Raw genomic sequence first — 21,121 nt, 5'->3', positions numbered from 1 at the left:
ATGCCGTCCCCGGAAGCCATCACCGAGACCGTCAATCGTTACCTCGCGCTGGTCGCCACGGGCACCGCCGACGACATCGTCGCGCTCTACGCCGCCGACGCCACGATCGAGGATCCGATCGGATCCGACATTCGCCGCGGTCATGACGCGATCCGCGGGTTCTATGCGGGGTTCCAAGACGCGAAGAAGGACACCGAACTCGCCGAATTGCGGATCTCCGGCAGTCAAGCCGCCTTCTTCTGGCATCTGACGCTCGACGCCGGGGACAGCCGTACGCGAATCTCGCCGATCTCCACGATGTCGTTCAACGGGGACGCCAAGATCACGTCGATGCGAGCGTTCTGGTCACCCGCGGACGTTCAGGTCTTGTAGATCGTGCCTCGCCAATTTCGTTGGCCAACAGCTTAACTCGGAATCCGGCCGAGGATGCCCTGCACGAGGGTGGTGGCGTCGTCGCCGAGATCGCGTCCGATGACATCGACGTCGACCACGACGTTGGCCTTGGCCGCCAGGGCCCGCAGCGCGCTGGTGTGCTGGTTGCCGACGTCGGTGGTCCGCCCGTTGTCCTGCACGGTCCCCAGGGTGCTACGAACCGATGTCACCGGCCCGGTTTGCACCGGGGTTCCGACGCTGTAGACACCGGACACGCCACCGTGCGAGTACGTCAATTGTCTTCCGGCGCAGCTGTTGATGTGATTGACGGCGCCGGTGACGAAACTCTCTGCGGCCGCGGCATTGTCGAATGTCGCGACGAACTCCGAAACCCCGTGCGGGAAACCGTTGGTGTGCTGACCCAGGTCCACGCCGTAGATCGCACGATAACCGCTGTCGCGATAAGACGCCGTCAAGCCGTTGAATACCGCTTCAGTGCATTCCGGAGGGTCAAAGCTGTCGCCGGGCTGCAGCTCGTGCGTCTGGGTCCACGTCTTGTTGACGTACATGCCGGGCGCCTTGATCAGGCCGGCAACGTCTTCGCCGGTGAGCACCAGCGATTGCAGGCCCTCGGGCGTCACCGACGGTTCCGGCGGTGCGGTCGTGGTGGCACTCGGCTTCGCCACGCCCCCGGCGGTGGTTCCCCCGGAGTGCGCCGTCGACTGTCCGGCGTGATGGTTGCCGAGGGTCGCCCACAACACCAGCGCGACCACGGCCAGGATGGTGAACGCGTACGACAGCGTCAGTCCGACCAGTGCACGATTGCGGCCGCGGTCACCGCGCCGGCGGATATCTATAAGGGCGAAGTGCCCCAACACCATTCCGACCGGGGCCAGCAGAAATGCGAACACGACCGACAGCGTCGCCAGCGTGTTCACTTCCTCCGATGGCGGGTGCGGGGACGGTGGGCCGGGCGGCGGAGGCGGCGGTGCGCCGGGGTCGAAGGGGTTTGGCCAACTGGGGCCCGGCCAGCTAGCGGTCATGAGGGCGAGTCGTAGTCAGAGTCGTGGCCTCCCCGTCGGACTTCGCGCGCTCGACGGCGAAGCACAGAATGTCGTGATCTTAAGTGAGGTTGACGGACTTGAGAATTCAGCCGACCCCTTGGTCGGCTTCAGCGCGTTTTCCGCGTGATGGACCTCCTCGGTCAACCATCTTCGCGTTTGAGGACATGTCGCGCTGGCGTCAGTCGGCATAGTGCCCGATAGTCGTAACAACAAGTGAGCGCCGATGTCATCAAAGGTGGGGTTTATGCGTGACGACTCACCACGCTGGAACGACCGCGACCGTGCCGGGGCCGTCGTGGCGGAACGCACATGAGCATGCGCCGCCACATCATCGTCAGCGGTGACGACGTGCTTGCGACCACGATCGCCGAGGAGCTGAACCGCGCGGGCGCCACGATCGTCAAGCTGCACAGCGAAGAGCTCGGCGGTGCCGATCTTGCCCGCGCGAGCGCAATCGTGTGCGCGGGTGCCGACGACGCGAAGAATCTCGAAATCGCTTTGCTGGCAAGGAAAACGAATCCCAACGTGCGCGTGGTCGCCCGCCTGGGCAACGACGTGCTGCGTAAAGCGGTGGCCGCCGACAACGGTCCTGGCGCCATCCTGGACGTCGCCGACCTCGCGGCACCGTCGGTCGTCGAGGCCTGCCTGTCGAGCCACACGCACCCGGTCGAGGCGGCCGGCATCGACTTTTTGGTGTCGGGAGCCGAGGCTCCACGCGACGCGACACTGCGCGAGATTTACGGCGACCTGGCACCGGTGGCGGTGATTCACGGCGAGAACTCCGCCACGCCCGCCGAGGTAGTGCCATGTCCTGGACGAGACCATCAGGTGCGCGCCGGTGACTGGACAGCCATGATCGGCAGCGCCGACGAGCTGGCCGCGCGCGGAATAAAGACGCCCCGGCCGAGCGCGACACGCTCTCGACAATCGTGGATGCGGCGAATTTCGGACGCTGCGCGGGCGATGCGCGACGACGTCAATCCCATGCTTTTCCCGGCGATACTGCTCGCGATCACCCTGCTGCTGGCGTCGACGGTTGTCGTGCACTTCTCCTACACGAAGCCGCGGCTGTCCTGGCTGGACGCGCTGTATTTCACCGCGGAGACCATCACCACCGTGGGCTATGGCGAATTCGGCTTCGCCCAGCAATCGGCCTGGTTGCGGATATTCGCCGTCGCCTTGATGTTCGCCGGCGTGACGACCACCGCGCTGCTCGTCGCGTTCCTGGCGGACTTGCTGCTGTCGCGCCGCTTCCTGCAGTCGGCAGGGGTCCGGCGGGCACGCCATTTGCGCGACCACATCATCGTGGTCGGGCTCGGCTCATTCGGCAGCCGCGTCGTCGGCGACCTGACCGGCGCCGGATACGACGTCGCGGTGATCGAGCGCGACGAGAACAACCGGTTCCTGTCGACCGCGGACAAACTCGACGTGCCGGTGATCTTCGGGGACGCAACGCTGCGCCAGACGCTGGAGGCGGCCCGCGTCGACCGCGCCCGCGCCGTCGCGGTGCTAACCCAGGACGACATGGTCAACATCGAGACCGGAATTGTGCTGCGCGAGATGCTCGGTCCCCGGGTGATGCCTGAGGTCAACCGGCCCGACGTGCCCATCGTGCTGCGAATCTATGACCGCACCCTCGGCGATGCGGTGGCCAAGCGGTTCGGTTTCGAAAACGTTCGCTCGACCGTCGACCTGGCCGCGCCCTGGTTCATCGGAGCCGCAATGGGCCTACAGGTGCTGGGGACGTTCTCGGTCGGGCAGCGTTCGTTCATGGTCGGCGCCATGCACGTGGCGGCCGGCAGCGAACTCGACGGGCTGCGGATGTTCGAGGTGTCCACCCAGACTCGTGTCATCGCGATCACCCGCCGGGACACACCCCTCGAGCTGCACCCACGCCGGGACGCGTGGCTTCGCGGCGGCGACACCGTCTACCTGGTGGGGCCGTACCGCGAGCTGCTGGAGACGCTGCGCAAGGGGCAGCCACCCCAGGAGGAGCCCGCGGTGAACGAGGAGCGCCGGACGGACAAAGCGGCGACCTGAGGCGTGCCGGTTCGGCCAGGGAAGCGACGGAGACTACAACCGCGCCGCCACGTCCGCTGCGCGACGAAGCTGATCGACATCCGAGCTCGTCGGGATCAGCTGGACCTCGTCGGTGCCGATCGCCTCGAAGCCGCGCAACACGTCCAGCAGTTCTTCCTCGCTGCCGGCCCAGCCCGTCATCGGTGCCATCGCGTCGACGTATTCGGCCGGAATCCAGTTCATGTAGCGCCGCAGATGACGGTGGATCTGGGCGCGAGACCCCTCGGGCGACCCGAACGCGAACCAGAACGATGTGATCAGGTGGGGCTTCGGCTTGCCGGCCTGGGCCCAGGCTGTCCGGGCCACGTCGAACAGCTCGTTTTGCTTGGCGACGTTCAGGTCGAGGGTGGTGCCGGCCAGCCCGTCGGCCCACGCGGCCGCACTGCGGATGGTTTTCGGGCCGATACTGCCGACGAACAACGGCGGACCGCCGGGCTGGACCGGCGCCGGCCCGACGGGCAGCGCCGAGTCGGAAGTTTTCTCCCCCGCCCAGACTCGCCTCATCACCGCCACGCGTTCGGCCATGCCGCGCATCGTCTGTGTCGCCGGATCGGCACTCACGGCGTGGTAGTCCTCGTGCCGGCCGCCCACCCCGATGCCCACGGACAACCGGCCGCCGCTGAGCAGATCCCCGGTCGCCAGGCCCTTGGCGAGCATGACGGGATCGTGCAGCTGCGGCACGATGACGGTCGTCAACAGCCGCACTCGGTCGGTCCAGGCGGCCAGCGCTCCCAGCAATGTCAGGTTGTCCGGGTTGTCGAAGGCGATCCGCTCGCCCCAGCACAGCGACGAGAACGGGCCCTCGTCGATGGCGCGCGCCCACGTCTCGAGCACCGTCGCGTCCAGATCCGGTTCCATCACCGGCATGGTCATCGCAATCCGCACGACGGCGATTCTGGCATGTTTAACATGCGGCCTTTCAGTGGAACCATGGACCGAATGGCGTTCACGAGTAGTTCCATCGCACATGTCCGACTGACCGTCACCGATATCGAGCGGTCGCGGCAGTTCTACGAGAGCGTGTTCGGTTGGCCGGTGCTGCTGGAAGTCCCCGAAAACGCCGACGAATCCGTCCGCAATCAGTTCAGCTTCCTGTTCGGCGGCGTCATTTACGACCTCGGCGGCACGCTGCTCGGGCTGCGGCCGGTCGCGGCCGACCGCTTCGACGAGGATCGTGTCGGCCTGGACCATATTGCCTTCCGCCTCGCCAGCAAAGATGAATTGGATTCGGCGGCAGCGCATCTCGACGAGCTCGGCGTCGTTCACCAGCCAGTCAAAGACATCGGGCCGTCCTATATCCTGGAGTTCCGCGACCCCGACAACATCGCCCTGGAGCTCACCGCGCCGAAGTAGCGCGTTGTCGAGCCGGGCATCGGAGTGGTTGACTGGAAAGAACTATGACCATCAGTTTCAACCACACCATCGTCGCATCCCGCGACAAACACGAATCCGCCGAGTTTCTCGCCGATCTTTTCGGTCTGCCCGGCCCAAAGCCCTTCGGCCACTTCATGGTTGTCGAACTCGAGCACGGCGTAAGTCTCGACTACGCGGACGCACCCGAAGGCGCGGACATCTCGCGGCAGCACTACGCGTTCTTGGTGTCAGAGCAGGAGTTCGACACCATCTACGACAGGATCCGGTCACGCGGTCTGCAGCACTGGGCCGACCCGGGCGCCAAGCGTCCCGGCGAGATCAACCACAACCACGGCGGGCGCGGGGTCTATTTCCCGGACCCCTCCGGCCATGCCATGGAGATCCTCACCAGCCCGTATGGATCTGCGGGCTGAGCGAGCGAGCGCTGCGCCCTAGTCTCCGGTACGCGCTGTGCCGTGCCGCCGGCTTTCCTGCTCGCGATAGTCGTCGGCCAGCTGCACGACGTGCTTGGGCAGGCCGCCGCTGGCGACGTCGGCCAGCGTCGTCTCTTCCAGCACCGACCGCATGCTGGCCCGCAGCGCGCGCCAGACATCAGTGAGCGCCGCCGTCGGTCCCGAGTACGGCAAGTCGCCGAGCCCGATGTCACGGACGCTGGCCAGCGGTCCGTCGATACAGCGCAGGACGTCGGCGATGCTGATGTCCTTGCCGGAGCGGGCCAATTCGTAGCCACCCTCGCGACCGCGATGGCTTCGCACCAGCCGATCGGTACGCAGGTTGGTCAGGATGTCGACGAGGAATTGCGGCGGAATGCCCTGGGCGTGGGCTAGATCGTCCGTCTTCACCAGCGTTCCGTCGGGCACCGTGGCGAGCTGGATCATCGCCCGCACGGCATACTCCGCCTTCGCCGACATGCGCACGCACAGGATTGTGCCACCCGACGACACGATTTCGGCGCAGCCTGGCTGATCTGGTGCGCTACCCGCATGATTCGAGCAGGTCGATGACCCGCTGCGCCTGCTCCTCGACGGTCTCGTCCGGGGTGAGCCGAAGATCGGGCTGCACCGGCGCCTGGTAAGGGCTGTCGATGCCGGTGAACTGGCTGATTTCCCCCGCACGCGCCTTGGCGTACAACCCCTTGGGGTCGCGCTCCTCGCACTCCTCGATCGGGGTGTCACAGAACACCTCGAAGAAATCGAAGCCGGCGTCGGCGTGCACATTGCGGGCCAGTGCGCGTTGCTCGGCCAGCGGACTGATCGCCGGCACCAGCACGACGTTGCCGCAGTCGGCCAGCAGCGCCGCCACATGGGCCAGCCTGCGCAGGTTTTCGGCTCGATCGGCCATGCTGAAGCCCAAGTCGGCGTTCAAGCCGTGCCGCAGATTGTCACCGTCGAGAACGTATGCCAGAGCTCCCTTTTCGAGCAGCTTCTGCCCGACCAGCATGGCCACCGACGACTTGCCGGAGCCAGACAGACCGGTGAACCACACCGTCTTGCCCCTCCGACGGACTTCGGCGATGGCGGATGATTTGTGCCGCACGGTGTTCGGGCTAGCGGCCTGTGCCGACGCATCGCGCAACACCATGCCGGCCGCCACCGTTCCGTTGGTGTGCGGGTCGATGAGGATGAACGACCCGGTGTTGGGGTTGCGGGTGTACTCGTCAAGTAGCAGCGGCACCTGGGTGCGCAGCGAGATGCGGCCGAGTTCGTTGAGCTGCAACGCCGGTGCCGTCTTGTCGCGGTGCAGCGTGTTGACGTCCAGCCGGTAGTCGAGCGCAGTCACCTTGGCGTGTGTGGTGCGGGTGGTGTGCTTGATGACGTAGTCGCGCCCCGGGTCGAGAGCCGCATCGTCGGCCATCCAGCACACCGTCGCATCGAACTCCTGCGCGACCCGGGGCTGATTGTGGGTGCGGGCGATCAAATCGCCGCGCGAGATGTCGATCTCGTCGGCCAGGGTCAGCGAAACGGCCATCGGCGGAAAGGCCTCGTCCACCGGACCGTTCGGCCCATCGATGGCGGTGATGCGGGTCCGCTTGCCGACCGGCAGCACCACCACCTCATCGCCGGGACGCATGACCCCGCTGGCAACGGTGCCCGCGTAGCTGCGGTGGTCCTGGTGTTCGCGAGTGTGCGGGCGGATCACGTATTGAACCGGGAACCGCACGTCGACCATGTTGCGGTCGCCCGCGATGTACACCTCTTCGAGGTGCGACAGCAACGCCGGGCCCTCATACCAAGGGGTGTGGTCCGACTTGGTCACGACGTTGTCGCCGTGCAGCGCCGAAAGCGGGATGGTGGCCACGTCGTGCACGTCCAGGCGGGCGGCGAAGGCGTGGAATTCGTCCCGGATCGACTCGAATTTCTCTCTGTCCCAACCGATCAGGTCCATCTTGTTGACCGCGAGCACGATGTGCTGGATGCCCAGCAGGGACGCCAGAAAAGCGTGCCGGCGGGACTGCTCGAGCAAGCCATGCCGCGCGTCGACCAGCACGATCACCAGTTGGGCGGTCGACGCGCCGGTCACCATGTTGCGGGTGTACTGGATGTGGCCGGGGGTGTCGGCGATGATGAATTTCCGCTTGGGCGTGGCGAAGTAGCGGTAGGCGACGTCGATGGTGATGCCCTGTTCGCGCTCCGCCCGCAGTCCGTCGGTCACCAACGCCAGATCGGTGTAGTCGTGTCCGCGGTCCTTGGACGTCTGCTCCACCGCCGCCCACTGGTCTTCCATGACGGCCTTGGAGTCATACAGCAGGCGACCGATCAGGGTGGACTTGCCGTCGTCGACGGAACCCGCAGTCGCCAAGCGCAATAACGTGGTCATCAGAAATAGCCCTGCCGTTTGCGGTCTTCCATGCCTGCCTCCGAGATCCGGTCGTCAGCCCTGGTGGCCCCGCGTTCGGTCAACCGCGACAACGCGGTCTCGGCGATGACCTCATCCACCGTGGCGGCCTGCGATTCCACGCATCCGGTGCACGTGACGTCCCCAACGGTGCGGAAGCGCACGGTCGCTTCGAACACCGGCTCGTCGGCACCCGGCTGCATGTTGCGGTCGACCGCCAGCAGCATGCCGTCGCGGCGAAACACCTTGCGCCGGTGCGCGTAATAAATCGAGGGCAGTGCGATGTTCTCGGCGCCGATGTAGGACCAGATGTCGAATTCGGTCCAATTGGACAGGGGGAACACCCGGATGTGCTCACCCTTGTGATGGCGGCCGTTGTAGAGGTTCCACAGCTCGGGGCGCTGAGCCTTCGGATCCCACTGACCGAACTCGTCGCGGAAGCTGAACACGCGCTCCTTGGCGCGAGCCTTCTCCTCGTCGCGGCGCGCTCCCCCGAACGCGGCGTCGAACTTGTTCTCCCCGATAGCCCGCAGCAGCGTCACCGTCTGAATCGAGTTGCGTCCCTGGCGGGGCTCGACCACGCGCCCGGCGTCGATGTCCTCCTGGACCGAGGCGATCACCAGGCGCACGCCGTGCTCGGCCACCAACTCGTCACGTGTCGCAATCACCTCGTCGAAGTTATGCCCGGTGTCGACGTGCATCACCGGGAAGGGCAGCCGGCCGGGACGGAATGCCCGCAGCGCCAGGTGCAGCATGACGATGGAGTCTTTGCCGCCGGAGAACAGCAGCACCGGCCGCTCGAACTCGGCGGCAACCTCACGAATGATGTGGATCGCCTCCGCCTCCAGCGAGCGCAGGTGACTCAATTCGTACTGTCCGGCGGCGGGGGCCACCTTCAGATCACCGGTCATAGCTTCCTTCGGTTAAACCTGGTAGAACTGACCATATTTAGTAGCTTAATGAGCTATAAGACCAGCCTGGCTCGCCGCTGTCAACCTCGGGGCCTGCGGCGCCCGACCCGCGTGGCGCGCAGGCCGGCCACCGGACACATCGCGCCAAGAGTCGCGGCGACACTTTTGCGGCCGGGTGGGGGTGCGAAAACATGGACGGATGCCTGCCTCCCCCGAACCGGTCCCGTCCACACCGAGCGGCCGCGACGTCATCGCGCAGTTCCTCCCCGCATCCCCGTTCGTCGTCAAGCTGGGCATCGTCGCCGACCGGCTCGAAGAGGACGAAGTGCGGCTGCGACTGCCGTGGGACCCCTCAAACGTGACCATCGGCGACATGGTCCACGGCGGCGCCATCGCCACGCTCGCAGATCTCACCGTCATGGCGGCGGCGTGGTGCGGCGTGCAGGCGCCACCTGAGCTGCGAGGCGTGACGGTGTCCATCACGCTGGACTTCATGGCGCCGGCCCGGGCCACCGACCTGATCGGCGTCGGCCGGGTGCTGCGGCGCGGACGGTCACTGGTCAATTGCGAAGCCGAGATCGTCGACCTACAGGGGACGCTGGTGGCCAAGGCGCTGGCGACCTACAAGGTGGGTTGAGGCCTCGCCGAACGTGCAACCAGGTCGAGGATTAGGCGGGCGAATTTTTCGCCGTGGCTGCACCTCGGCGAATGCTTCTAGAGGGTGACCTCGTTGAGCTTGCCGGTGGCCACGTCGAAGACGAATCCGCGCGCGGAGACGTGCTTGGTGACGAACGGGTTGCCCTCGATGCGGCGCAGCGATTGGCGAACGTCTTCGGCAAGGTCGCCGAAAGCCTCTGCCGCCCAAGGCGGTTTGACCCCGGTCTCCTCCTGGATGCTGCGCTTGAAGTCATCGTCGGTGAAGGTGAGCATGCCGCAATCGGTGTGGTGGATCAGGATGATCTCCCGCGTCCCCAGCAGGCGCTGGCTGATGGCCAGCGAGCGGACGACATCGTCGGTGACGACTCCGCCGGCGTTGCGGATGACGTGGGCCTCTCCCTCGTTGAGCCCGAGGATGCGATAGACGTCGAGCCGGGCGTCCATGCATGCGACGACCGCGACATGTTTACCCGGCGGCATCGGCAGCGGACCCTCGAAAGTGCTCGCATAATCGGCGTTGTTGGCCAGGTATTCATCGGTAATCGTCACGCAGGCCTCCTTGACAGTGTCGCGGCCCGAGCCGTGCTGCGTTTGCTGAACGGCTCGCACCGCGGTGGATCCTAACAACCGATCACACGCGATTCAGGGGTGAGAATCAACCGGATCCGAAGGCGAAACCAACGCGCCGGGCACCGCTGCACCGTCGGCTCGATAACCTGTCCCAATGCGACGTGGGGTGTGCGGGCCGGTATGATTCGGTTCCTGGCACGCCGGTTGCTCAACTACCTTGTACTGCTGGCGCTGGCATCGTTTCTGACGTTTTGCCTGACGTCGGTGGCCTTCAAGCCCCTGGACAGCCTGTTGCAGCGCAATCCGCGCCCGCCACAGGCCGTGATCGACGCCAGGGCCCACACGCTGGGCCTGGATGAGCCGATACCCATCCGCTACGCGCATTGGGCCGCGCACGCCCTGCGCGGAGACTTCGGCAAGACCGTCACCGGGCAACCCGTCGGAACGACGCTGTGGCGTCGCATCGGGGTAACCCTGCGCCTGCTGGTCATTGGTTCGCTGCTGGGCACCGTGCTGGGCATAGCGGCCGGGGCGTGGGGCGCCATTCGCCAGTATCGACTCAGCGATCGCGTGGTCACCATGGTGGCGTTGCTGGTTCTCAGCACGCCGACCTTCGTGATCGCCAGCCTGCTGATCCTTGGCGCGCTGCGGGTGAACTGGGCCGTGGGCATTCACATTTTCGACTACACCGGGGAGACCTCACCGGGGGTGAGCGGTGGGACCGGCCCGCAGCTGCTCGACCGGTTACGGCATCTGGTCTTGCCGTCGCTGACCCTGGCCCTGGCGGCCGCGGCGGGATACAGCCGTTACCAGCGCAACGCGATGCTGGACGTCCTGGGCCAGGACTTCATCCGCACCGCGCGCGCCAAAGGGCTCACCCGTCGGCGGGCGCTGGTCAAGCACGGTCTGCGCACCGCGGTGATCCCGCTGGCCACCCTGTTCGCTTACGGGGTGGCCGGTCTGGTCACGGGAGCGGTGTTCGTGGAGAAGATCTTCGGCTGGCACGGCATGGGCGAATGGCTGGTGCAGGGCATTGCGACTCAGGACACCAACATCATCGCGGCGATCACCTTGTTCTCCGGCGCGGCGGTGCTGCTGGCCGGTCTGCTTTCGGACGTGTTCTACGCAGCTCTTGATCCGCGGGTCCGGGTGTCATGACCGCCCAGGCGAACGTCGATGGCGCCCATGGTTTTTCGGGTCACGAAGTCGCGGACTTCACCTCACGGCGCACCCTGGTGCTACGACGGTTTGCCCGCAGCCGATTCGCGGTGGCGTCCCTGACGTTGTTGGTGCTGTTGTTCATCGGCTGCTACGCGCTGCCCGCGTTGCTGCCCTATTCCTACGAAGACCTCGATTTCACCGCGCTGTTGCAGCCGCCGAACGCGCGCCACTGGCTGGGCACCAACGCCCTGGGCCAAGACCTGTTGGCGCAAATCCTGCGCGGGATGCAGAAGTCGATGCTGATCGGCGTGTGCGTCGCGGTGATCTCCACCGGCATCGCCGCCACCGTCGGGTCGATATCAGGCTATTTCGGCGGCTGGCGCGACCGCGTGCTGATGTGGGTGGTCGACCTGCTGTTGGTGGTGCCCAGCTTCATCCTCATCGCCATCGTGACACCACGAATCAAGAACTCGGCCAATGTCTTGATGCTGGTTCTGCTCTTGGCCGGTTTCGGCTGGATGGTCAGCTCACGCATGGTGCGTGGCATGACCATGAGTCTGCGTGAACGCGAATTCATCCGGGCCGCAAGGTATATGGGCGTATCCAGCCGTCGCATCATCGTCGGCCACGTTGTGCCCAATGTGGCTTCCATTCTGATCATCGACGCCGCGCTCAACGTCGCCTCGGCCATCCTGGCCGAAACCGGTTTGAGCTTCCTCGGTTTCGGCATTCAGCCACCGGACGTGTCGCTGGGAACGTTGATCGCCAACGGCACCCAATCGGCGACCACCTTTCCCTGGGTGTTTCTGTTTCCCGCGGGAGTGCTGGTGCTGATCCTGGTGTGCGCCAATCTCACGGGTGATGGTCTGCGGGACGCGCTCGACCCAGGCAGCGCGGTGCTGGGCGGGGGTGGGCGGTGAGCGCGCTGCTCGAGGTGACCGACCTGGCGGTCACCTTCCCAACGGGTGGCGCGCCGGTGGCCGCTGTGCGCGGTGTCAGCTACCGCATCGAACCCGGAGAAGTCGTGGCGATGGTCGGCGAATCCGGTTCGGGGAAATCCGTGTCGGCGATGGCGGCCATCGGCCTGTTGCCCGAGTACGCGCAGGTGCGCGGTTCGGTGCGGTTGCACGACACCGAACTGCTGGGCCTCGGCGACGACGCGATGTCGCGGTTTCGCGGCAAGACGGTCGGCACGGTATTCCAGGATCCGATGTCGGCGCTGACGCCCGTCTACACCGTCGGCGACCAGATCGCCGAGGCGATCGAGATCCACCAGCCGCGGGTGGGTAAGAAGGCCGCCCGCCGGCGCGCAGTGGAATTGCTCGAACTGGTGGGGATAGCGCAGCCGGAGCGACGCGCCCGCGCGTTCCCGCATGAGTTATCGGGCGGGGAGCGACAACGGGTGGTCATCGCCATCGCGATTGCCAACGACCCCGACCTGCTGATCTGCGACGAACCCACCACCGCGCTGGATGTCACGGTGCAGGCGCAGATCCTCGAGGTGCTCAAAACGGCTCGCGACATCACCGGTGCCGGGGTGCTCATCATCACGCACGACCTCGGCGTGGTCGCCGAGTTCGCCGACCGCGCCCTGGTGATGTATGCCGGGCGAGTCGTCGAATCCGCTTCCGTGCATGACCTTTACCGGGATCGCCGAATGCCGTACACCGTCGGGCTGCTGGGCTCGGTACCGCGGCTCGACGCCGCCCAGGGCACCCGGCTGGTGCCGATACCGGGAGCACCGCCATCGCTGGCGGCCCTGGGGCCCGGGTGCCCCTTCGCTCCGCGCTGCCCGCTGGCCATCGACGAATGTCGGCTCGAGGAGCCGAGTTTGCTTTCCGTGGGCGCCGATCACCGGGCTGCCTGCATCCGCACCGACGAGGTCGACGGGCGAAGCGCCGCGGCAATCTACGGCGTGAGCACCGAAGCCCGCCAGGCGGAATCCGCCGACACATCGGTCGTCGTTCGGGTGCGTGACCTGACCAAGACCTACCGGCTGACCACAGGAGTGTTCCGTCGCAGCGCCGGGGAGGTTCGCGCCGTCGACGCAGTCAGTTTCGAATTGCGGCAGGGCCGCACCCTGGGCATCGTCGGCGAATCCGGTTCGGGCAAGTCGACCACCCTGCACGAAATCTTGGAACTCACCGGGCCGCAATCGGGTTCGATCGAAGTGCTGGGCACCGATGTCACCGCGCTGAGCGCCGCGAGCAGACGATCGCTGCGGCGCGACATTCAGGTCGTGTTCCAGGACCCGGTCGCCTCGCTGGACCCGCGGCTACCGGTGTTTGATCTGCTCGCGGAGCCCCTACGGGCCAACGGGTTCGACAAGGGCCGCACCAACATGCGAGTCGCCGAGCTGCTCGAGATCGTGGGACTGCGTCGTGCCGACGCAGTGCGTTACCCCGCCGAATTCTCCGGCGGGCAAAAGCAGCGCATCGGCATCGCCCGCGCGCTGGCATTGCAACCGAAGATTCTGGCGCTCGACGAACCAGTTTCCGCGCTCGACGTTTCCATTCAGGCCGGGATCATCAACCTGCTGCTCGACTTGCAAGAGCGACTGAACCTGTCCTATCTATTTGTCTCCCACGATCTTTCGGTGGTCAAGCACCTGGCGCACCAGGTCGTGGTGATGTATGCCGGTGCGATCGTGGAACAGGGCGACAGCCGTCAGGTCTTCGCCGATCCGCAACACGAATACACTCGGCGGCTGCTCAACGCGGTGCCGCAACCGGATCCGGGTAGACGTGCCTAGCCGGGTTGTCAGAGTGGGTCGGGTCGCGGCGGTGTTTCTCCCGATCGCGCTGGCGCTAGCCGGCTGCTCACCGGCCGTCAACCTGATCCCCGAAACCGGCCATAACGCGCAGATCGGCTCGACGAGCGACATCAACCCACGCGACCCGGCCACTTTGTCCGACGGCGGCAACCTGCGACTCGCGCTGACCGACTTCCCGCCGAACTTCAACATTCTGCACATCGACGGCAATTCGGCCGACGTCTCCGCGATGATGAAGGCGACGCTGCCGCGGGCTTTCGTCATCGGGCCGGACGGCTCGACGAGGGTCGACACCGACTACTTCACCAGCATCGAGCTCACTGGCACTGCGCCGCAGGTGGTTACGTACACGATCAACCCCCGGGCGGTGTGGTCCGACGGCACGCCGATCACCTGGGAGGACATCGCCAGCCAGATCCACGCCCTAAGCGGCGCCGACAAGACCTTCGAGATCGCCGGGCCCAGCGGCGCCGACCGCGTTGCGTCGGTGACCCGTGGTGTCGACGACAGGCAGGCCATCATGACCTTCGCCAAGCCCTACGCCGAATGGCGGGGCATGTTCGCGGGCAACGGAATGCTGCTACCCAAGAGCATGACGGCCACCCCGGAGGCCTTCAACAAGGGCCAGCTCGAGGGGCCCGGGCCGTCGGCCGGCCCGTTCGTCGTCTCGTCGCTGGATCGGACCACGCAGCGAATCGTGTTGAGCCGCAACCCGAAATGGTGGGGAGCGCGGCCTCGCCTGGACAGCATCACCTATCTGGTGCTCGACGATGCCGCGCGGCTCCCGGCGCTGCAGAACAACACGATCGACGCCACCGGGGTCGGCACGATCGACCAGCTGACCATCGCGCAGCGCACCAAGGGGATCGCGATCCGGCGCGCGCCGGCTCCGGCCTGGTCCCACTTCACGTTCAACGGCGCACCTGGCTCGATCCTGGCCGATAAGGCGCTGCGCGTCGCGGTGGCCAAGGGGATCGATCGGCAAACCATCGCCAAGGTCGTCCAGTACGGCCTCACCAGCGATCCGGTTGCGCTGGGCAACCACATCTATGTCGCCGGGCAGCAGGGCTATCAGGACAACAGCTCGGTCGTGCCCTACGACCCCGCCGCGGCCAGCCGAGAGCTTGACGCGTTGGGCTGGAAGCGGGCCGGACAGTTCAGGGAGAAGAACGGCCGGCAACTGGTCATCCGCGATTTGTTCTACGACGCCCAGGGCAGCCGGCAGTTCGCCCAGATCGCCCAGCACAGCCTCGCCCAGATCGGCGTCAAACTCGAACTCGTCTCTCGGCCGGGCACCGGCTTCTTCACCAACTACGTCAACGTCGGGGACTTTGACATCGCCCAATTCGGTTGGCTCGGCGATGCTTTCCCACTTTCGTCGCTGACCCAGATTTACAAGTCCGACGGGGAAAGCAATTTCGGCAAGGTCGGCAGTGCGCAGATCGACGCCGCCATCGAAAACACGCTGGAAGAACTCGATCCGGCCAAGGCGCGAGCGTTTGCCAACGATCTGGACAAGATGATCTGGGCGGAGGGGTTCAGCCTTCCGCTGACGCAGTCGCCCGGTGACGTCGCGGTGCGCAGCTCGCTCGCCAATTTCGGCGCAGCCGGTCTCGCCGACCTCGACTACACCGCCATCGGTTTCACGCGCGGCTGAGCCGTCTCCGCAGCCGGTTCGGGATCGGCAGGGCGCCCTCGGCGAATGCCGCCGCTCCCAGCGCCTTCCACAGCAGCCGCACCTCCGGGCGCGGCGGCAGCGCGTCCAGCGCCGATGCTTGTGCCGCAAGGCCATTCAGGTCGCCTCGCCGAACCGCGTCGGCACTGGCGAGCGCCACGGGCTCACGGAAGTCCAGCGCGCTGTGTGCCATGTTCGGCAAACTCAGGAGCACCGCATCAGGCAGCAGCGACGCGACACGTTGCGCGATGGCCGGCGGGGTGATCAGGTCACGGCCTCCCGATATCACCGCGGTGGGCCAGTCGAATTTCGGCATCTCGGCCGGCAGGTCGTAGGGCTCGTCCTCGAAAGTCACCCGCTGCGTGCGTGTTCTACTTTCGGCGACCGCGGGGTCGAGCGGTAGGCCGTCGGGTTCGGCTGCGTAGTCCAGTTCGCGAAACGCAATGCGGCTCACCAAGTCTTCTTCGTAGCGGAACGGCAGGTTGCCCAGGGTGGTGAACCGGGACAGCGCCCACCACACCAGTTTTCGTCCATCGAGTAGCAGGTCGAGTTGACGCTCGAGCAGGTCGGTTCCGCCATAGCCATAGATTGACGCCACGACTTGGGTCGCGGTCGCATCCATGACGCCTGCGTCGACGAGTTTGCGCATTTTCGGTGCTAACGAAGCGGTCTCGGGGCTGTCTCCCTTCAACAGCAGCCGGCGAATCGCGCGGCGCACGATGACGATGTCATGCCGGGACAGCAGCGGTGAATCGAGCGCCATGCCGCGAACCCGGTGCGGATGACGCACCCCGACGCCCGCTGCGATGTAGGTGCCGTACGAGGCCCCATAGATGACAGCCGACTCGGCTTGGGCGTCGTCGAGTACCGCGGCGACATCGTCGACCACCTGGTTCACGGTCATCGATTGCGGCGGCAGGTCGGCGCCCGAATCGTCGTGGCGCGACATCCCCACCCCGCGGTGCTCGATCATGATGACGTCGAGACCGGCCGCTGCGGCGCGCCGCCGTAGCCCTTTGTACATCTGCACCGAGGCGACTCCCGGCCCGCCGGGGATGATGACCAGCGGATGGGCGGACTTGCGGCCGGCGCGGACGTAGTACAGATCGAACTCTTCGCCGCTGTGCGGCGAGATCGGCCGACGCACGGGCCGCACGCCCGGCAGTTCCGCCAGCTTCTCCTGTATCCGGCTGCGCTTCGCGTTCATCGTCATCAGTGTGGGTCCACCATGAGCCCATTCTGCAGGCAAGGCGACAGCGAGCCGCACAAAGTCGCTTGGACCAGCGGTGCCGCTGTGGGCGGCCGCCGGGCCTAAGCGCTGAGCACGATGCGGTGGGCGCCCTTGACACCGTCGTAGCGATCGGGGCTACAGGTGAGCACGATTACCTGCCCGTGGGTTCCCACGGTGTCGAACAACTCCCCCATCTTGGTCAACCGGTCCGGGTCGGTGAAACCGAGGGCGTCGTCGACCACCACAGGGACAGCGTCCTCCTTGGCGACCAGGGCCGCGCCGGCCAGCCGCGCCAGGATGCCTAGTTGCTCCTTCGCGCCGCCCGATAACGATTCGTAGGGCACCGTGATGCCGTTCAGGGTGCGGCTGCGGATGCACAAGTCGCTGTCGATGTCGACCTCGAAACTCGGGCCGAACACCGGGCGGCCGAGCCTCTGCAGTTCGGCGCGGTAGGGCTCGACGTAACGCTGCCGGGTGGTGTCGCGGTGGCGCGTCATGACCGAGCGCAGCAGCTGCGCGGCCCGCGCGCGACCGCCCACCTGGCTGTGTTCGGTGGCGGCGTGCTCGCGTTCTGTTTCGGCGGCGTCGAGCTTGCCCTGCCGCCCCTCACTGCCGAACACCGAGAGTTCGATGGTGATTTCACGCAACGCGCGGGCGGCTTCCTCGTAGCGCTCGCACACCGAGTCGGCTTCCTTCTTGGCATCGGCCAATTCGATGGCGACCGCATCGGGCGCGGCCGCCGCCAGCGCGTCGGCGAGTTCGGTGACTCGTTGTTGCGCGGCCTGCGCAGCACCCGTCGCAGTGGCTGAAGAGGCCGCGAGTTCGTCGTCACCGGCCGACGCGCGCTCGGTCGCCAGCCGGCCGGCAGCGGCGTCCAGCTCGGCGCGCTGAGTCTGTAAGCTGTTCTGCAGAACCGTTGCCCGCGTGGACAACTCGGCGAGCCCGCTCGCGGCGGCGGTGGCGGCCTGACGGAGGGCGTCGCATTCCTTCGATGCGGCCGCGTGGGCCTGAAGGACCGCGGCGAGCTCGGCGCGGGCGGCACCGATATCGGTGAGAACGAGTTCGGCCCCGGCGACGTCGGCGCGCAGCTGCGCCAGCCGCGACCGCAGCTCCTCGACCCGTTCGTCACCGCATAGACCGGCCAGGGTCGCGGTGAGCTGCTCGCGTGTGCTCTGCAGCTCGCGACGACGCTGATCGGCGGATCGCGCCGCGGCGAGGTCGGACACCTGACCGGCCGCCAGCGCCGCTGCCAACTCCTCTTGTGCCGCGGCGTGTTTGGCGTGGATGTCCAGTGTGGTCGCGCCCGGGGTGACCCTGGCGGTCAGGACGCCGGGCACCTCCACCGCGGTGGGTCCGGCGGCGGTGATCGACCAGCTCTTCCCGGCCGGCAGCGAGATCTGCCGGCCGGCGACGACCAGTTGAATGTCTGCGGCAGCACTGAATTCGACGGCCGCCGAGGTCAGCGTCAGCTGGTCGCCGGTGCGATCAAAGGCGGCCGCGGCATCCTCGATTCGTCGCAGCACCGCCGCGGTGACGGCGATGGCGCCGAGCTCGGCGCCAATCCGCTCGCGCTCCCGCTTGATGGCATCGATCTTGGCTAGGCGGGCGGTTATCCGCTCGGCCTCATCGCGGTTGGCGAGTTGGTCGACCGTGCACCGCGCAGATTCGGTTCGGCGTTGCAGCTCGGCAAGGGCCTCGGTGGCCTGTTGCAGAGCGGCGCCGGCCGCTTCCGCCTCCACGCTCGCGGCGGCTTGGGCTTCCACGGCTTCCATTGTCTGCGTTCGTATTTCGGCCACAGCGCTCGCGCGGGTGTCGATTTCGGTGAGCAGTTGCCGGCGCGCGGTGTGGGCGCCGTTCGCCGCCGCCGCGGTGGCGGCAGCGGCCCCGGCGACAAGCTCAGCTTCGCGCCGCTGCGCGGTTAGCGCCGCGATTTTGTCGGCGGCTTCCTGCGCGGCGGCAACCCGCGGCCCGACGGCAATTCGGCGCTGCGAGAGGTCGTCCACCTGCTCGGTCAACACGGCATGGCGAGCCACCCGGTCGTCGACCTCGGCGACGGCCGCCGCGCACTCGGCGACCGCGGCCTCGGCGTCGGCCAGGCGGGTGATCGCGGCGGCCCACTCGCCCGTCGGCCGTCCGGTCGCGGTGAAGTAACGCCCGTATTCGGCGTCGATGCGCTCGATCAGCAAAGGCTCGGTGCCGCACAGCCCCCCGCTGTTGCCGGCGGCCACATCAAGCGCCCGCGAGAGCGCGTCGCACCCGGACAAGTCCACCGCTGCCGTCGAGGCTGACTGCAGCACCCGCTGGGCGTGCCACAGGTCGCTGTCCACCGTCTCGGCCAGCATCGCCCGGACCCGTTCGTGGGCTTCGTCGCCGGTCAGTTGTTCGCGGCACGGCCGGATGACCGTCAGCTCCGTTTCGCACTTCTTGTGGAACCGCTTGCGATAGACGAAACGATAAGGCCCGCAACTGATTTCCGCGGATACTTCCGAACTAACATCGCTGTGGGTCGGTTTGACCTGCTTGACTTCCCTCTTCGTCGAGCGGTCCCGCGCTTCCAGGAGCAGGTCCAAAGCTTCGATCATCGACGACTTGCCGATCTCGTTGGCGCCGCACACCACCACGACGCCATGGTCGGGGAATTCGATTTCGCGGTGCGAAATGCCGCGGTAATTGGTCAGGGTCAGCCGGTGCAGCTTCACGCCGCGCCCCGCTCGGTGAGGCGCAGCAGTAACGCCAGTGCCGCCTGCGCATCGGAGGCGGTAGCGCAGCCCTCCTCGCGCGCCGTGGCCACCAGCTCCTCGACCGCCGCGGCGGCGAAGCCTCCGATGCCGAGATCGCTGAACTCGCCGTCGGCCGGGATCACCGCCAGTTCGGTGCGGCGTTCCCACAGGCCCAGCCAGGCGAACAACCGCGCGTATTTGTCCAGGCAGGCGTCCAGTGCGGCGCGGTCGGTGACTGTCAACGAACCGGTCAGCCCCAGGCGCACGACGGTTCGCTCCTTCTCCGTCATCAGGTCCAGATTCATGTCGAGGTCGGCGATGTCGCGGCTGGTGTCGACCTGCCGGTGCATCGTGACGAACCGCCAGTGTCCGACGTGCCGTGGTGTGACGGCGACCGCCCGCTGCGGGTCGTCTTCGTCGATGTCGACGATCAGGACATGACCGGGGTCGGATTCGACATCGTCGAAGTTGGTGACTTCCGGGGAGCCGGAGTACCACACCCGACCGCTGCCGCCGACCTGGGTGAGTGAGTGCTTGTCCCCCAGCGCCACATAGTGCACCGCGCCGCGGGACAGCGCGCCGTCGACCTTGGCGAGCCGGATCAGCGAGGGCTTGTCCCGATCGGGATCCAACACGTCGACACCGCCGTGCGCGACGAGGATGCGAGTGCTCGCACCCGCGGGCAGGTCCTCGAGGACGTCGGCGACCAGGTCGGCGGTCGGCACCTTCGACCGCCACGGGGCGGCGACGATCTCCAGCCCGGGGCGCACCTGATGCACCCCGCCCTGATCGAGCACAACGACGTTGTCGGGACGTCCGGCGGTGAACAATGCGTTGGTATACACCGATGAGGCATCCAGGGGATCGTGGTTGCCCGGCAACAGGTACACCGGAATTCCGATGGCGCGCATGGCTTCCAGAGATTGCCCGATCACCTTGGGCGGAAGCTGATTGTGTTCGAAGACATCACCCGAGACCACGACGAACTCGGCGCCGACTTCCGCGGCCAGCACTCCCAGACCGGCAACCGCGTCACGGCGCGCCGCCGAATAGCGCGGCTGCGCGTCACCAGCGAGGAAGTGCCTGGTCATGCCCAGCTGCCAGTCGGCTGTGTGCAGGAATCGCATGCCCGCTTGACCCCCTTCGAAGTGCGTGTTTACCAGGGCATCGCGAGTTTAGGTCTGCGCACCGACAAGACGCGGGACCTCGGCCGGCAGGTCTTGGTCTGAGAAATCTAGCTCTTGATAAACGCGCCGAATCGGGCAACACCGGCCGAAGGCAACCTTCGGGAACTGCTCGCGACCCATTCTTCAAATGAGTTGTGCGAGTACGAATCTACGTCGCGTCATGTACAAGCCTCTGCAATCAGCCAAGCTCAGCATCCGGGGCCCGCTTCGAACCACATTGGCGAACAACACTTCCGATACGATCCCACGAAACCCAACGAGCTTGAGGCCGTTGTGGCTGCGACAAGCTAACTTGGCGGGTTCTGAGGCCGGCCGGGATTCGGAAACGCCGGGTTGGTGTAGGCCGGCGTCTGTGGCTCATCGCTGGGAATCGGGTTCATTACCGGTGGTGGTCCGGACTCTGGCTCAGCCGGTGGAGTCGGGGGTGCCCGATGTTCGGGCGGTGGCGGCTTGGGCACCAAGTAGTTCTTCCACGCCCCCGGCGGATTCGGTGCGGGGCCGATAGTGTTATC

18 protein-coding genes are annotated in these 21,121 nt (G+C 66.5%); 9 read left to right on the top strand and 9 right to left on the bottom strand.

What is annotated here, in order from left to right:
- Nucleotides 1-372, top strand: a complete 372-nt coding sequence (locus tag A5753_RS11955) for a nuclear transport factor 2 family protein (protein ID WP_067127615.1) — start codon at nucleotides 1-3, stop codon at nucleotides 370-372.
- 32 nt (nucleotides 373-404) lie between these two features.
- Here the strand turns inward: A5753_RS11955 and A5753_RS11950 are convergent, their stop codons facing one another.
- Nucleotides 405-1,310, bottom strand: a complete 906-nt coding sequence (locus tag A5753_RS11950; RefSeq protein ID WP_067127612.1) for a sensor domain-containing protein — start codon at nucleotides 1,308-1,310, stop codon at nucleotides 405-407.
- 435 nt (nucleotides 1,311-1,745) lie between these two features.
- Here A5753_RS11950 and A5753_RS11945 point away from each other — a divergent pair, with 435 nt between their 5' ends.
- Nucleotides 1,746-3,476 (top strand): NAD-binding protein, encoded by a 1,731-nt coding sequence (locus tag A5753_RS11945; protein WP_082971285.1) that lies wholly within the window; start codon nucleotides 1,746-1,748, stop codon nucleotides 3,474-3,476.
- A gap of 33 nt (nucleotides 3,477-3,509) precedes the next feature.
- On the opposite strand, the gene A5753_RS11940 is transcribed toward A5753_RS11945, so the two are convergent.
- Nucleotides 3,510-4,388, bottom strand: coding sequence for an LLM class flavin-dependent oxidoreductase (locus A5753_RS11940; RefSeq protein ID WP_067127609.1), 879 nt, complete (start codon nucleotides 4,386-4,388; stop codon nucleotides 3,510-3,512).
- Nucleotides 4,389-4,454: 66 nt separating this feature from the next.
- On the opposite strand from A5753_RS11940, the gene A5753_RS11935 reads away from it, so the two are divergent.
- Together A5753_RS11935 and A5753_RS11930 are read left to right on the top strand one after the other, a co-directional pair.
- Entirely contained in the window at nucleotides 4,455-4,868 is a 414-nt protein-coding gene (locus A5753_RS11935; protein ID WP_067128032.1) for a VOC family protein, read from the top strand.
- 44 nt (nucleotides 4,869-4,912) lie between these two features.
- Complete coding sequence (locus tag A5753_RS11930) at nucleotides 4,913-5,302, top strand: VOC family protein (RefSeq protein ID WP_067127606.1); 390 nt, start codon at nucleotides 4,913-4,915, stop codon at nucleotides 5,300-5,302.
- Between the two features lie 18 nt (nucleotides 5,303-5,320).
- On the opposite strand, the gene A5753_RS11925 is transcribed toward A5753_RS11930, so the two are convergent.
- The 3 genes from A5753_RS11925 to cysD are packed head-to-tail and all read right to left on the bottom strand — an operon-like array spanning nucleotide 5,321 to nucleotide 8,635.
- Nucleotides 5,321-5,806 (bottom strand): RrF2 family transcriptional regulator, encoded by a 486-nt coding sequence (locus tag A5753_RS11925; RefSeq protein ID WP_067127604.1) that lies wholly within the window; start codon nucleotides 5,804-5,806, stop codon nucleotides 5,321-5,323.
- Between the two features lie 58 nt (nucleotides 5,807-5,864).
- Complete coding sequence (gene cysC, locus A5753_RS11920; RefSeq protein WP_067127601.1) at nucleotides 5,865-7,706, bottom strand: adenylyl-sulfate kinase; 1,842 nt, start codon at nucleotides 7,704-7,706, stop codon at nucleotides 5,865-5,867.
- Entirely contained in the window at nucleotides 7,706-8,635 is a 930-nt protein-coding gene (cysD, locus tag A5753_RS11915; protein ID WP_067127598.1) for a sulfate adenylyltransferase subunit CysD, read from the bottom strand. The genes cysC and cysD overlap by 1 nt, the downstream gene beginning before the upstream one ends.
- A 199-nt stretch (nucleotides 8,636-8,834) precedes the next feature.
- Here cysD and A5753_RS11910 point away from each other — a divergent pair, with 199 nt between their 5' ends.
- Complete coding sequence (locus A5753_RS11910) at nucleotides 8,835-9,272, top strand: PaaI family thioesterase (RefSeq protein ID WP_067127595.1); 438 nt, start codon at nucleotides 8,835-8,837, stop codon at nucleotides 9,270-9,272.
- A 77-nt stretch (nucleotides 9,273-9,349) separates the two neighbouring features.
- Here A5753_RS11910 and A5753_RS11905 read toward each other — a convergent pair whose 3' ends face one another.
- Complete coding sequence (locus A5753_RS11905) at nucleotides 9,350-9,841, bottom strand: carbonic anhydrase (protein WP_067128029.1); 492 nt, start codon at nucleotides 9,839-9,841, stop codon at nucleotides 9,350-9,352.
- A gap of 201 nt (nucleotides 9,842-10,042) precedes the next feature.
- Between A5753_RS11905 and A5753_RS11900 the strand changes: the two genes are divergently transcribed.
- The 4 genes from A5753_RS11900 to A5753_RS11885 are packed head-to-tail and all read left to right on the top strand — an operon-like array spanning nucleotide 10,043 to nucleotide 15,453.
- A complete protein-coding gene (locus tag A5753_RS11900; protein ID WP_067128026.1) occupies nucleotides 10,043-11,020 on the top strand; it encodes an ABC transporter permease in 978 nt (325 codons plus the stop codon).
- Nucleotides 11,017-11,943: an ABC transporter permease gene (locus tag A5753_RS11895; RefSeq protein WP_067127592.1), complete on the top strand. Its 927-nt coding sequence runs from the start codon at nucleotides 11,017-11,019 to the stop codon at nucleotides 11,941-11,943. The genes A5753_RS11900 and A5753_RS11895 overlap by 4 nt, the downstream gene beginning before the upstream one ends.
- Nucleotides 11,940-13,775, top strand: a complete 1,836-nt coding sequence (locus A5753_RS11890) for an ABC transporter ATP-binding protein (protein WP_067127590.1) — start codon at nucleotides 11,940-11,942, stop codon at nucleotides 13,773-13,775. The genes A5753_RS11895 and A5753_RS11890 overlap by 4 nt, the downstream gene beginning before the upstream one ends.
- Nucleotides 13,768-15,453, top strand: a complete 1,686-nt coding sequence (locus A5753_RS11885; protein WP_067127588.1) for an ABC transporter family substrate-binding protein — start codon at nucleotides 13,768-13,770, stop codon at nucleotides 15,451-15,453. The genes A5753_RS11890 and A5753_RS11885 overlap by 8 nt, the downstream gene beginning before the upstream one ends.
- On the opposite strand, the gene A5753_RS11880 is transcribed toward A5753_RS11885, so the two are convergent.
- From A5753_RS11880 to A5753_RS11870, 3 genes are all read right to left on the bottom strand, one after another.
- Nucleotides 15,440-16,684 (bottom strand): alpha/beta hydrolase, encoded by a 1,245-nt coding sequence (locus tag A5753_RS11880; RefSeq protein WP_067127585.1) that lies wholly within the window; start codon nucleotides 16,682-16,684, stop codon nucleotides 15,440-15,442. The genes A5753_RS11885 and A5753_RS11880 overlap by 14 nt on opposite strands.
- 98 nt (nucleotides 16,685-16,782) lie before the next feature.
- Entirely contained in the window at nucleotides 16,783-19,401 is a 2,619-nt protein-coding gene (locus A5753_RS11875; RefSeq protein ID WP_067127582.1) for an ATP-binding protein, read from the bottom strand.
- Nucleotides 19,398-20,549 (bottom strand): exonuclease SbcCD subunit D, encoded by a 1,152-nt coding sequence (locus tag A5753_RS11870; protein WP_067127579.1) that lies wholly within the window; start codon nucleotides 20,547-20,549, stop codon nucleotides 19,398-19,400. The genes A5753_RS11875 and A5753_RS11870 overlap by 4 nt, the downstream gene beginning before the upstream one ends.
- Nucleotides 20,550-21,121: the final 572 nt, after the last annotated feature.

Origin of the sequence: Mycobacterium sp. 852002-51971_SCH5477799-a (assembly GCF_001667145.1) — a bacterium.
GTDB lineage: Bacteria > Actinomycetota > Actinomycetes > Mycobacteriales > Mycobacteriaceae > Mycobacterium.
The sequence above is the reverse complement of the archived record's forward strand: the minus strand, read 5'-3'. Positions and strand labels throughout refer to the sequence as shown.

Bases quoted from the DNA above. Each gene is read 5' to 3' on its own strand.
- A5753_RS11880 (WP_067127585.1), bottom strand. From the start codon at position 16,684: ATGACGATGAACGCGAAGCGCAGCCGGATACAGGAGAAGCTGGCGGAA.
- cysD (WP_067127598.1), bottom strand. From the start codon at position 8,635: ATGACCGGTGATCTGAAGGTGGCCCCCGCCGCCGGACAGTACGAATTG.
- cysC (WP_067127601.1), bottom strand. From the start codon at position 7,706: ATGACCACGTTATTGCGCTTGGCGACTGCGGGTTCCGTCGACGACGGC.
- A5753_RS11900 (WP_067128026.1), top strand. From the start codon at position 10,043: ATGATTCGGTTCCTGGCACGCCGGTTGCTCAACTACCTTGTACTGCTG.
- A5753_RS11870 (WP_067127579.1), bottom strand. From the start codon at position 20,549: ATGCGATTCCTGCACACAGCCGACTGGCAGCTGGGCATGACCAGGCAC.
- A5753_RS11935 (WP_067128032.1), top strand. From the start codon at position 4,455: ATGGCGTTCACGAGTAGTTCCATCGCACATGTCCGACTGACCGTCACC.
- A5753_RS11910 (WP_067127595.1), top strand. From the start codon at position 8,835: ATGCCTGCCTCCCCCGAACCGGTCCCGTCCACACCGAGCGGCCGCGAC.
- A5753_RS11945 (WP_082971285.1), top strand. From the start codon at position 1,746: ATGAGCATGCGCCGCCACATCATCGTCAGCGGTGACGACGTGCTTGCG.
- A5753_RS11940 (WP_067127609.1), bottom strand. From the start codon at position 4,388: ATGACCATGCCGGTGATGGAACCGGATCTGGACGCGACGGTGCTCGAG.
- A5753_RS11895 (WP_067127592.1), top strand. From the start codon at position 11,017: ATGACCGCCCAGGCGAACGTCGATGGCGCCCATGGTTTTTCGGGTCAC.
- A5753_RS11930 (WP_067127606.1), top strand. From the start codon at position 4,913: ATGACCATCAGTTTCAACCACACCATCGTCGCATCCCGCGACAAACAC.
- A5753_RS11955 (WP_067127615.1), top strand. From the start codon at position 1: ATGCCGTCCCCGGAAGCCATCACCGAGACCGTCAATCGTTACCTCGCG.